Annotated in this window: 6 protein-coding genes; 4 read left to right on the top strand and 2 right to left on the bottom strand. The window is 71.2% G+C overall.

Going from position 1 to position 12,114, the window contains the following annotated elements:
- Nucleotides 1-3: 3 nt before the first annotated feature.
- Both rpoC and ACR3IO_RS01140 read left to right on the top strand, forming a co-directional pair.
- Nucleotides 4-3,900 (top strand): DNA-directed RNA polymerase subunit beta', encoded by a 3,897-nt coding sequence (gene rpoC / locus ACR3IO_RS01145; protein WP_434069325.1) that lies wholly within the window; start codon nucleotides 4-6, stop codon nucleotides 3,898-3,900.
- 170 nt (nucleotides 3,901-4,070) lie between these two features.
- Entirely contained in the window at nucleotides 4,071-5,210 is a 1,140-nt protein-coding gene (locus ACR3IO_RS01140; protein ID WP_434069324.1) for a hypothetical protein, read from the top strand.
- A 22-nt stretch (nucleotides 5,211-5,232) separates the two neighbouring features.
- Here ACR3IO_RS01140 and ACR3IO_RS01135 read toward each other — a convergent pair whose 3' ends face one another.
- Entirely contained in the window at nucleotides 5,233-6,003 is a 771-nt protein-coding gene (locus tag ACR3IO_RS01135) for a hypothetical protein (protein WP_434069323.1), read from the bottom strand.
- Nucleotides 6,003-6,551, bottom strand: coding sequence for a hypothetical protein (locus tag ACR3IO_RS01130; protein ID WP_434069322.1), 549 nt, complete (start codon nucleotides 6,549-6,551; stop codon nucleotides 6,003-6,005). The genes ACR3IO_RS01135 and ACR3IO_RS01130 overlap by 1 nt, the downstream gene beginning before the upstream one ends.
- Before the next feature lie 101 nt (nucleotides 6,552-6,652).
- Between ACR3IO_RS01130 and ACR3IO_RS01125 the strand changes: the two genes are divergently transcribed.
- On the top strand, nucleotides 6,653-7,732 hold the full coding sequence (locus ACR3IO_RS01125) for a hypothetical protein (RefSeq protein WP_434069321.1): 1,080 nt from the start codon (nucleotides 6,653-6,655) through the stop codon (nucleotides 7,730-7,732).
- A gap of 25 nt (nucleotides 7,733-7,757) precedes the next feature.
- Entirely contained in the window at nucleotides 7,758-12,089 is a 4,332-nt protein-coding gene (locus tag ACR3IO_RS01120; protein ID WP_434069320.1) for an FtsK/SpoIIIE domain-containing protein, read from the top strand.
- The last annotated feature ends 25 nt before the right edge of the window (nucleotides 12,090-12,114 follow it).

Here is a 12,114-nt window from a genome sequence, read left to right as displayed (position 1 = left end):
AAATTGCTCGACGCAACCACATTTGACGAGCTTCGCATCGGTCTGGCCACGGCAGAGGACATCCGCAAGTGGTCCTACGGTGAGGTCAAGAAGCCCGAGACCATCAACTACCGCACCCTGAAGCCCGAGAAGGACGGCCTGTTCGGAGAGCAGATCTTCGGACCGAGCCGTGACTGGGAGTGCGCGTGCGGCAAGTACAAGCGCGTTCGCTTCAAGGGCATCGTGTGCGAGCGCTGCGGCGTGGAGGTCACCAAGTCCTCCGTGCGCCGTGAGCGCATGGGCCACATCGAGCTCGCCGCTCCCGTGACCCACATCTGGTACTTCAAGGGCGTCCCCTCGCGCCTCGGGTACCTGCTCGACATGGCGCCCAAGGACCTCGAGAAGGTCATCTACTTCGCGGCCTACATGGTCATCGACGTCGACGACGAGGGTCGTCACGCCGACATGCCCGGCCTCGAGAACGAGATCCGCCTCGAGATCAAGACGATCGGCGACCAGCGCGACGCGCGCATCGCCGAGCTCATGAAGCGCAAGGAGGACGAGCTCGCGGCCCTCGAGGCCGACGGTGCGAAGTCCGACGTGCGCAAGCGCGCCGAGGCCGCCGCCGACAAGGAGATGACCGGCGTCCGCAAGTCGGGCGACGAGCAGATCGCGCACCTCGAGCGCGTGTGGGAGGACTTCCGCACCCTCAAGGTCGGTGACCTCAAGCCCGAGGACTCGGTCTTCCACGAGCTCCAGGACCGCTTCGGCATGTACTTCGACGCCTACATGGGCGCCGAGGCCATCAAGAAGCGCCTCCTCGCGTTCGACCTCGCGGCCGAGGCCGACGACCTGCGCCTGCAGATCGCCGAGGGCAAGGGCCAGAAGAAGATCCGTGCCATCAAGCGCCTGCGCGTGGTGAGCTCCTTCCTGCAGACCGGCAACTCGCCGGCCGCGATGGTGCTCGACGTGGTCCCCGTGATCCCGCCGGAGCTGCGCCCGATGGTGCAGCTCGACGGTGGCCGCTTCGCGACCTCCGACCTCAACGACCTCTACCGTCGTGTGATCAACCGCAACAACCGCCTGCGTCGTCTGCTCGACCTCGGTGCTCCCGAGATCATCGTGAACAACGAGAAGCGGATGCTGCAGGAGGCCGTCGACGCGCTGTTCGACAACGGTCGTCGTGGCCGCCCGGTCACGGGTACCGGCAACCGCGCCCTCAAGTCCCTGAGCGACATGCTCAAGGGCAAGCAGGGTCGATTCCGTCAGAACCTGCTCGGCAAGCGCGTCGACTACTCCGGCCGTTCGGTCATCGTCGTCGGCCCGCAGCTGAAGCTGCACCAGTGCGGTCTGCCCAAGCAGATGGCGCTGGAGCTCTTCAAGCCGTTCGTCATCAAGCGCCTGATCGACCTGAGCCACGCTCAGAACATCAAGGCCGCCAAGCGCATGGTGGAGCGTTCGAACCCGCACGTGTGGGACGTCCTCGAGGAGATCATCCGCGAGCGCCCCGTGCTGCTGAACCGCGCACCCACCCTGCACCGTCTCGGCATCCAGGCGTTCGAGCCGCAGCTCGTCGAGGGCAAGGCCATCCAGCTCCACCCGCTCGTCTGCGCCGCGTTCAACGCGGACTTCGACGGCGACCAGATGGCCGTGCACCTTCCGCTGTCGGTCGAGGCCCAGGCCGAGGCGCGCATCCTGATGCTCGCGTCGAACAACATCCTGAAGCCGTCCGACGGTCGCCCGGTGACCCTGCCCTCGCAGGACATGATCATCGGCCTGCACCACCTGACGACCCAGAAGCCCGGCGCAGCCGGCGAGGGCCGTGCGTTCTCGTCGATCGCCGAGGCGATCCTCGCGTTCGACCAGAACCGTCCGGGTCAGATCGAGCTCGACCTCAACGCGACCGTGCGCATCCGTCTCGACGGCGTGCACTTCGCGGAGGGCGACGCCCCCGAGAACTTCGTCGAGGGCAAGCCGTACCTCATGGAGACCACGCTCGGTCGCGCGCTCTTCAACGAGGCGCTCCCGGTCGACTACCCGTTCTTCAACGAGCAGGCAGGCAAGGGCCAGATCTCCGCGATCGTCAACGACCTCGCGGAGCGCTACCCGAAGACCGAGGTCGCGGCGACCCTCGACCGCATCAAGGACGCGGGCTTCCGCTGGGCGACCCGCTCGGGCGTCACCGTGGCGCTCTCCGACATCATCACGCCCCCGAACAAGGGCGAGATCGTCGGTCGCTACGAGAAGCTCGCCGCGAAGGTGCAGTCGCAGTTCGAGAAGGGCCTCACGACCGACGCCGAGCGTCGTCAGGAGCTCATCCAGATCTGGACCAAGGCCACCGACGAGGTCGCCAAGGCCATGCAGGAGAACTTCCCGACCGACAACACCATCAACCGCATGGTGACGTCGGGTGCTCGTGGTAACTGGCTCCAGGTTCGCAACATCGCCGGTATGCGCGGTCTCGTGAACAACCCGAAGGGTGAGATCATCCCTCGCCCGATCATCTCCTCGTACCGCGAGGGGCTGTCGGTCGCGGAGTACTTCATCGCGACGCACGGTGCCCGCAAGGGTCTGGCCGACACGGCCCTCCGTACGGCCGACTCGGGCTACCTCACGCGTCGACTCGTCGACGTCTCGCAGGATGTCATCATCCGCGAGGAGGACTGCGGCACCGGCAAGGGCCTCGAGCTCCCCATCGGCGCTGTGGACTCCGAGGGCGTGCTCGTGCGCGACCCGAACGTCGAGAACTCGGTGTTCGCCCGTTCGCTCGCGGCCGATGCCGTGAACGCCAAGGGCGAGGTCGTCGCCGAGGCCGGTGAAGACGTCGGTGACGTGCTCATCGACAAGCTCATCGCGGCCAACGTCGAGTCGATCAAGGTCCGCTCGGTCCTGACCTGCGAGTCCGCCGTCGGTGTCTGCGCGAAGTGCTACGGCCGTTCGCTCGCGACCGGCAAGCTCGTCGACATCGGCGAGGCCGTCGGCATCATCGCGGCCCAGTCGATCGGCGAGCCCGGCACGCAGCTCACGATGCGTACCTTCCACACCGGTGGTTCGGCCTCGGCCGACGACATCACGCAGGGTCTTCCCCGCGTGCAGGAGCTCTTCGAGGCGCGTACCCCCAAGGGTGCGTCGCCCATCGTCGAGGCCGCCGGTCGCATCACGATCGACGAGTCGGACCGCCAGCGCAAGGTGATCCTCACGCCCGACAACGGCGACGAGCCGATCGCGTACAACGTGCTCAAGCGTTCGACCCTCCTGGTCGAAGACGGACAGCACGTCGAGCTCGGTCAGCAGATCATCGTCGGCACGGTCGACCCCAAGGAGGTCCTCCGGGTCAAGGGCGTGCGCGAGGTGCAGAAGCACCTCGTCGACGGTGTGCAGGGCGTCTACCGCTCGCAGGGTGTGCCGATCCACGACAAGCACATCGAGGTCATCGTCCGCCAGATGCTCCGCAAGGTCACCGTCGTCGACCACGGCGACACCGACCTGCTCCCGGGCGAGCTGGTCGACCGGTCGAAGTACAACGAGATCAACCGCGCCACGCTCACCGAGGGCAAGAAGACGGCGTCGGCCCGTCAGGAGGTCATGGGTATCACCAAGGCTTCGCTGGCGACCGAGTCGTGGCTCTCGGCCGCGTCCTTCCAGGAGACGACCCGCGTGCTCACGCAGGCCGCCATGGAGGGCAAGTCCGACCCGCTGGTCGGCCTCAAGGAGAACGTGATCATCGGAAAGCTGATCCCCGCGGGCACCGGTCTGAACAGGTACCGGAACGTCGCGGTCGAGGCGACCGAGGAGGCGAAGGCGGAGCGGTACCCGAACCGCATCTTCACCGACGACGCGTCCTTCACCGAGGGCGACCTGAGCTTCGTCGACTTCGATGCGTTCTCGAACGACGACTTCACGCCGGGCAACTACAGCTAGGCGCGATTCGCTCGACCGAAGGGCTCCGGGGTTCTCCCCGGGGCCCTTCGGCGTACCCGGGCGCGGCTCGGCTCTGAGAAGCACCGCGCGCGCTCCCCGGCGGGGACGCCGCCCGTTGCTAGCATGGGCCGACCGACCGCGGGTGCGTGGCGCCCGGAAGGAGCGCGATGATGAGCGACACGACGAGGGACCCCGACGAGACCGGCGCGATTCCGGCCGACGAGGGTGACACGACCGAGACGCCGACGACTGCGGATGCCGCGGCCGACGTTCCCGCCGAGAAGTCCGCGTCGACCGGGGCCGACGACGTCGCCGACGCAGCCTCGGAGCCCGAGCCCGTTGCAGCACCCGAGCCGGTGGCGGATGCCGCCGCGGAGACGCCTGAGGCGCCGCCCGTCCTCGACGAGCCCGCGTTCGACACCGCGGCCGACGCGGAGGCGGCTCGCACAGCTCGCCTCGACGAGGCCGTGCAGCGCGCCAATGCCGGGGCCCCGGCATCCGAGGAACCCCTCGTGACCGCTTCGGAACCGACGACACCCGTCGAAGCCGTGCACGGTGAGCCCGTGTACGCGGAACCCGTCGACGCCGACCTCGTCGACGCGGAGGTCGCGCCCGAGCCGTTGCCCGTGCCGGTCGCGGCCGACAGCGTCCGGCGGGAGACCTACGTACCGCCGGCGCCCGAGGCGGTCGCCGCGGCCGGGGGAGCGGCGACGCTCGCCGCCGAGCCGGTGCCGGTGCCGGCGCCGCAACCGCAGACGATCTACGTGCAGGCGCCCGTTCCGCCGAAGAAGCAGGGCAACCGCGGGTTCGGCGTGCTCGTCGCCGCGATCGGCGCGGTCGCCTTCGCGGTCCTCTACGCGGCGGTCGCCTACCTGCTGCTGCTCGGCCGCGGCGACAACACGAAGGCGACCGACGTCTTCGTGTCGTTCCTCGGCAGCGCCGTGTTCTGGGTCCCGCTCGTCGCCGTGTTCCTCGGGTTCGCGGTCCTGGCTGCGATCGTCAATCGCGGGCCGTGGTGGGTGTACGCGGTGTTCGGCCTGCTGGTGGGCGTGTTCGTCTACTTCTCGTACATCGGCGCGGCGCTGCTCACCGTGCAGGCCTGGACCCTCACGTACGACGAGGCGATGACCTTCATCGCCGGGCGCTGGCTCGATCCGTTCGCGATCGCGGCGGCCGTCATCGCCCGCGAGATCCCGATCTGGTTCGGCGGATGGATCGCGGCGCACGGGCGCACGGTCACCGAGCGCAATCGGCTCGCACGCGAGGCCTACGACCGCGAGCTCGCGGCCGGTCCCCGGCCCGTCGCCTGACCGCGACGGCGAGGCGAGGGCGTCAGCCCTCGGGGCAGGCGAGCTCCTCGGCGGCCGCGGAGGGATCCGCGTCGACGCCCCAGTCGGCGAACGTGAAGCTCGCGTCGCCGCTCTCGTCGGCGGCGGTGAACGTGCGGGGGAGCGGCGGTCCGTATCGCTCGACCGTGAGCACGCCGAGCGCGGCCCCCTCGCCGATCACGATCTCGAGCGCGTCGTCGTCGCGGACGGGATCACCCACCGCGAGCGGCGCGCTCTCGAGCAGGGTCGACACGAGTGCAACCGGATCGAGCATCGGCGCCCAACGCTCGACGACGGGCTCGGCGCCGACCGTGCACACGACGACGCCGGCGGTCTGCGGGGCGTCGATCGACTTCGCGTAGGCCGTGTTGCCGAGGACGTGCGCGACGTTGCCGTCGACCACGATGCGGGCCGAGGAGGAACCGGCGCCGACCCGGGCGTCGAACGATCCGGCGCGCCCGCGGAAGTCGACGGAGAGTTCGCGGCCGCGTACGAGGTCGGACTCGGGGTCGGGCCGCGTGGTCTCGGTGAAGCTGCCGGCGGCGTGCACCGGACCCGCGGCGCGCACGGCGGCGAGCACCTCGTCGGCGATGCCGTCGCCCGAGACGAGCCAGAGGCCGTTGCCGTCGGCCTCGTCGAAGGATTCGAGGTCGACGCCCGCGGGCGGGGTCGGTGCGGGCGGCGCCTGGGCGCAGCCCGTGAGGAGCGCGACCGAGAGGCCGGCGAGAGCCCAGGTGCCGAGCACGGCTCTCCGCCGGAACGGGGTGCGTCGCATCACGCGTCCGCGTCGGCCGCGCAGATCCCGGCCCCGCGCTGGGCATCGAGCGAGGCCGCGTCGAGGCTGACCTCCGCGGTCTGGTCGGCCGGACGCACGACGAAGCACGTCGAGTCGTCGGCGACGCCGGCCGCGGCCGGAATCCAGGCCTCGGTGCCGCGCACGAGCTGGGTGAGATCGGTGACGGCGCCGTCGCCGTCCACGGCGTAGAGCGCGTATGCGGCGTCGGGGCCGCCCCAGTCGAGGTGCAGGTTGCCGCCCTCGACGGACGCCGTGAGTCCGTCGACGCGCACGGAGTCGTCGGTCACGATCGAGACGATCCACCAGGCCGAGGCCGCGCCGAGGGCGACGATCGTGAGGATCATCGAGACGAGGAACGCCGGATGCCGCCACCAGCTGCGCTCGCGCTCGGGGGCCTCCGCGAGTTCGGGGAGGACACTCGTTCCGGCGCCGAGAGCGCGGGCGCCGGCGTGCTCGCCGAGCGCCGGCTGGCCGGGCGCGTGCCCCAGGACGGCGTGGCCGGAGGGTGGCATGAGCCGATCGGTCATCGCCGTTCCTCCTGGTCGCCGCGGTCGGCGGCACCGACCGCGTACCATGCTATATCGACCCCCGAACGAGGTCGGTCCATGGGAGGAGCACGGTGAGGCGCATGGCACGGATGAGGTCGCTCCTCATGGTCGTGCCGGTGGTCGTGCTGCTCCTCGGCGTCGGTGGGGCGCCCGCGCTCGGCGCCGACGACGTGGTCGCACCCGAGTCGGCGAACGCCGCCGAGATCGAGGTCCCGTACCTCGAGACCGCCGAGATCCAGCCGTCGCCGCCGTGGCGCATCGCCGACTGCGCTGGCCCGACCGCCGCGACGCCGCTCGTCGTCGCATGCGACGCGGAGCACATCCAGCTGTCCGCGCCCGACTTCGATCCCGAGGCGGGCGTCACCGTCCTCCCGGTCGAGCTCACCGACGGCACGGTGTCGATGACCGTGGCGTATCGGGTGAGCCTGGGTGCCCCGCCGGCGCCAGAGGCCGCACCGTCCGCGAACGTGCGGCCCGTGGCATCCGGAAGCCTCCTTCGCATCCCGTTCTCCGACCTGGGCACGACCTGCACGCGCTGCGCGGGCGGCGCCGGACTCGTCGCCGTCGGGGTCGAGCCGGCTTCGGCCGGAACGGCGTGGGCCACCCCGACGCACCTCGTGTTCCGTGCCTCGTCGACGTTCACGGGTCCCGCCGAGATCGGCTTCGGCATCGTCGACGAGTTCGGCACGACGAGCGAGGGCACCATCCCCGTCGGCGTCTACCGGGCGGATGTCCCGCTCATCGCCCTCGACGTGTACGCGGCGCTCGACGACGACGGCGACGCCGAGATCGACCTCGCATCCCTCGTCACGTCGATCGCCGGCGACGACGTCGTCTTCGTCGGCTGCGGTGCGGCGCTGCACGGCAGCGTCGCGTGCGATGCCGACGGCACGGCGCGGTACGCGGGCTCGGGCGCGGTCGACCAGTTCGGCTTCCAGGTCGCCGCGGGCGGCGAACAGGCGTCCGGGTCCGTCACCCTGGTCCCCGCCGACACCGACCTGAACCTGCCCTCCTCGGGGCCCGTCCCGACCGCGCCGACCGGCGCGCACGGCGACGAGCCCGTCACGACCCCGTTCACCCCGCCGGCGCCCAGCGAGCACGTCGCCGCCGACGGGCCGTTCGACGCGTTCATCGCCGTCCTCGACCGCACCGGCCGATGACGACCACCCCCGAAAGGCAGCACCCATGAGCCTCCGACTCACGCTCGACCAGCGCGCCGGCGACGCCGCAGGCTCGTGGATGCTCGACGTCGACGAGGGCACCACCGTCGGCGAGGTCGCCGAAGCGCTCGGGGTGCCCGAGTCGATGCTCGGCGCCGACCCCGCCCCGACGACGCCGCTCGCCGACAGCGCGGTGCTCTCCGGCGGCCAGGTGCCGCAGGCGGTGCACACCGACACCCCCGTCGGCGGCCTTCGACTCGAACTCGTGGGCGGGCCCTTCTCGGGCGACTCGCTGCCGATCGTGCGGGGTTCCGCGATCACGATCGGCAACGGGGCATCCGTCGGCGTCTCGATCGCCGATCCCGCCCTGCTCGCGCACCACGTGACCGTCACGGTCTCGCCGGGCGGCGCCGACGCCGACGGACGACCCATCCGCCTCGTCGCGACGGTCGAGCCGGTACAGGGGGCCGCGGTCTGGGTCAACGGCGTCGCGATCACCGAGGTGACCGAGGTCGTGCCGGCCGACCTCGTGCAGGCCGGCTCCAGCGTCTTCCGGCTCGGCGTCGCACCGGCCGGTGACGCCGACCTGACGCGAGACGCGCTCGGCGCCCGGGGATTCAACCGGCCGAGCCGCATCCGACCGGCCGCTGAGCAGCCCGTCGTCGCGCTCCCCGGCGACAAGCCCGACGACCCCGACCAGTCGCCGATGCCGTGGCTGTCGGCGATCATCCCCGTCGTGCTCGGGGTCACCATGGCGCTCGTCTTCGGCAGGCCCATCATGCTGCTGATGGCCGCCGCGAGCCCGATCATGGTGGTCGGCTCCTTCCTGGCCAACCGCAAGCTGGCGAAGAACAAGGGGCTGAAGACCGAGCAGCAGTGGATCGACGAGGTGAGGGCGACCGAGGCGCGCATCGGCGACCTCGCCAAGCGCCAGCGCATCGAGTCGTGGTACCGCCTGCCCGACCCCGTCGTGCTCTTCGACATCGCGACCCGGCCCCTCTCCCGACTCTGGGAACGGCGACGCACGGATGCCGACGCCCTCACGGTCCGCCTCGGCGTGACCGAGGTGGCCCTCGACGTCCGCTTCGAGGGCGGCGGCAAAGACCGCACGAGCGCGCGCCGCGTCGGCGTGGCGCCCGTCCCGGTCGCGGCCGACCTGCGCTCAGGTCCGCTCGGCATCGCGGGTCCCGTGGACGCGACCCGCAACCTCGCCCGCGTGATCGTCGCCGGCTGGGCGACGATGCGGTCGCCGCGTGACGCCGAGCTCGTCGTGCTCTGCCCCGACGACGCCGAGGACGCGTGGGGCTGGGTGCAGTGGCTCCCGCACGCGCAGCCGGCCGGGGCCGCCGCATCGGTCGGCAACTCCGACGACTCGCGACGCGAACGGCTGCGGGAGCTCGCCGAGCTGCTCGAGTTGCGCATGCGCATCGCGGGGCAGCGCGGGGCCGAGCCGCCGAGCAGCGTGCTCGTCGTCGTCGACGGTGCCCGCCGCCTGCGCATGCTGCCCGGCATGGTCCAGCTCCTCGAGCACGGGGCCGCGCACGGCATCCACGTCGTCGCCCTCGACACCGAGCGCGCGCGACTGCCTGAAGAGGCCAAGAGCGTCGTCGCGATCGACCCGTCCGACCCCGCGGTCGCCCGGGTCGAGACCGGCACCGACTACCACCCGGTCGTGCTGCTCGACGGGCTCTCCGTGCCCCGGGCGGAGCTCATGGCGCGCAGCCTCTGCTCGCTGCGCCACGTGAGCGGCGTCGGCGACGACGCGATGCTGCCCTCGACCGTGCGATTCGCCGACCTGCTGGCGATCGACCTCGACGACCCCGAGCCGCTCGTGCGCCGCTGGCAGACGCAGCCGCGCAACACGTTCGTCGTGGTCGGAGCGACCGGCGAGGGGGAGTTCGCCGTCGACATCTCGCGCGACGGTCCGCACGCGCTCGTGGCCGGAACCACCGGTTCGGGCAAGTCCGAGTTCCTCCAGGCCCTCGTGGTGAGCCTGGCGCTCGCCAACCGCCCCGACGCGTTGAACTTCGTCCTCGTCGACTACAAGGGCGGCTCCGCCTTCGCCGACTGCGAGCGGCTGCCGCACACCGTGGGAATGGTGACGAACCTCGACGCGCGCGAGACTGAGCGCGCCCTCGCATCCCTCGACGCCGAGCTGAAGCGCCGCGAGAAGGTCCTGCGCGACATGGGCGCCAAGGACGTCGATTCCGCGTGGGCGAGGGATGCCGACACGGCGGCGCGTCGTGGCCTCGCCCGACTGATGATCGTCATCGACGAGTTCGCCGAGTTGCGCACCGAGCTTCCGGAGTTCATCGACGGGCTCGTGCGCATCGCCCGCGTCGGTCGATCGCTCGGCGTCAACCTGGTGCTCGCGACCCAGCGGCCCTCCGGCGTCGTCACGCCCGAGATGCAATCGAACATCAACCTGCGCGTCGCGCTCCGCGTGACCGATCGCACCGACTCGTCCGACATCCTCGGATCCGGCGAGGCCGCGCTCATCAGCCCCACGACCCCCGGTCGCGGGTTCGTGCGGACGGGCCCCTCGTCAGCACCCGTCGCGTTCCAGACGGCCCGCGTCGCCGGCATCCGCCCCGGTGTCCAGCGCAGCGTCAAGGTGCTGCCCCGCAAGGCGCCGCTGCAGTGGGACCTGCTCGGGTTCCCCGCGAAGTACCCGAAGGCCGCGTCCACGCAGGCGCAGATCACCGACCACGACGACACCGACCTTCGCGCGCTCGTGAACCTCATCACCGCGGCGACCCAGCAGCTCGGCATCCCGAAGAACCCGTCGCCGTGGCTCGTGCCGCTGCCGGCCGTCCTCCCGCTCGAGAAGTTCCAGGACCAGCCCGTGCCGGAGCGCTCGATCGTGCTCGGCCTCGAGGACGTCCCGGGCGAGCAGTCGCAGCGCAGCCTCACCTGGAATATCGAGACCGACTCGCACGTGCTCTTCCTCGGCGGTTCCCTGTCGGGCCGCACGACGGCGCTGCGCACCATGCTCGGTCAGCTGGTGCAGGAGTTCACCCCGGCCGACCTGCACCTCTACGTCATCGACTTCGGCAACGGAGCCCTGCTCCCGCTCGTGGACGCGCCGCACACCGGCGCCGTGGTCACCCAGCTCGACTCCGACCGGCTTCCACGCCTCGTGCAGCGGCTCCTCGAGGAGCTCGGACGGCGCCAGTCGGTGCTGTCGGCCGCCGGCGTCGGCCACATCTCGGAGCAGCGCGCCCAGTCGGATGCCGCGACCCGCCTCCCGTACGCCGTCGTCGTCGTCGACGGCTGGGAGCGGATGCTCTCGACCATGAACGCCGACCAGCTCGTCTCCTTCCGCGACCAGTTCATGCGCGTCCTCCGGGAGGGCCCTGCGGTCGGCGTCCGCGTGCTGATCACGGGCGACCGCGGCATCTCGGGCGACAAGGTCTCCTCGTTCATCGACGAGCAGTACGTGCTGCCGCTGCGGGACCTGTCCGACTACCGCACGGCCGGCATCCTCGCGAAGGACGTCCCGATGGACCTCCCGCCCGGACGCGTCCTCTTCGGTGCTGCGGGCGCGGAGGCCCAGCTCGCGGTGCTCGTGCGCGACACGAGCGGCGAGGCGCAGACGACGGCACTGCGCCGCATCGTCGAGCAGGTCCACGACCACTTCGATCAGTTCCCGCAGCTCGCCGGCCTGCCGCAGCCCGTCCGCGTCGACCCGCTGCCCGGTCATTTCGCGCTCACCGCCGCGTACGACCTGCCGCTCGGCGACTCCGGCCCGGCCGATGGTCCGGTCGTCGCGGTCGGCGGCGACGTGCTCTCGCGGTTCACCGTCGACTGGCCCGCCGAGGGCGGACTGCTCGTCACGGGTCCGCGCAAGTCGGGCCGCTCGTCGGCGCTGGCCGCGATCGTGCACCAGCTCGCGTGGCGCAAGACGCCGCTCGTGGTGGTCGCACCGCGCGAGTCCGTGCTCACCGAGGTCGCGGCAGGGCACGGCGTGCCGGTGATCTCCGCCGGCGACACCGATCCCGCCACCGTCCAGCAGGTGCTCGACGCGGCCGGTGAATTCGTCACCGTGGTCGTCGACGATGCGGAGCAGTACAAGAATGCCCCGATCGAGCACGCGCTCACGGGCGCCAAGCATCGTGCGGTGTTCATCGTCTCGGCCGACTCGGAGTCGCTGTCGACCCTCTTCGGCGGCCCGGTCGTCGAGGCGAAGCGCGCCCGTCGGGCGCTCGTGCTCCGGCCCGAGTCCGCCGTCATGGGCACGCAGGCCATCGGGTCCCCGATCCCCAAGTTCATGCTCGGGCGTGGAACCGCCGGATACGCGGTGTTCACCACGCCCTCGGGCTGGCTGCCCGTACGGGTGCCCGACATCCGCCAGTGACCCGGCGGCGACGCACGTAGACTGA

The sequence above is a fragment of the Agromyces sp. Marseille-Q5079 genome (assembly GCF_051016555.1).
Classification (GTDB): Bacteria; Actinomycetota; Actinomycetes; order Actinomycetales; family Microbacteriaceae; genus Agromyces.
This window is presented reverse-complemented; position numbering and strand designations above follow the sequence as displayed.

Bases quoted from the DNA above. Each gene is read 5' to 3' on its own strand.
- ACR3IO_RS01140 (WP_434069324.1), top strand. From the start codon at position 4,071: ATGAGCGACACGACGAGGGACCCCGACGAGACCGGCGCGATTCCGGCC.
- ACR3IO_RS01135 (WP_434069323.1), bottom strand. From the start codon at position 6,003: ATGCGACGCACCCCGTTCCGGCGGAGAGCCGTGCTCGGCACCTGGGCT.
- ACR3IO_RS01130 (WP_434069322.1), bottom strand. From the start codon at position 6,551: ATGACCGATCGGCTCATGCCACCCTCCGGCCACGCCGTCCTGGGGCAC.
- ACR3IO_RS01125 (WP_434069321.1), top strand. From the start codon at position 6,653: ATGGCACGGATGAGGTCGCTCCTCATGGTCGTGCCGGTGGTCGTGCTG.
- ACR3IO_RS01120 (WP_434069320.1), top strand. From the start codon at position 7,758: ATGAGCCTCCGACTCACGCTCGACCAGCGCGCCGGCGACGCCGCAGGC.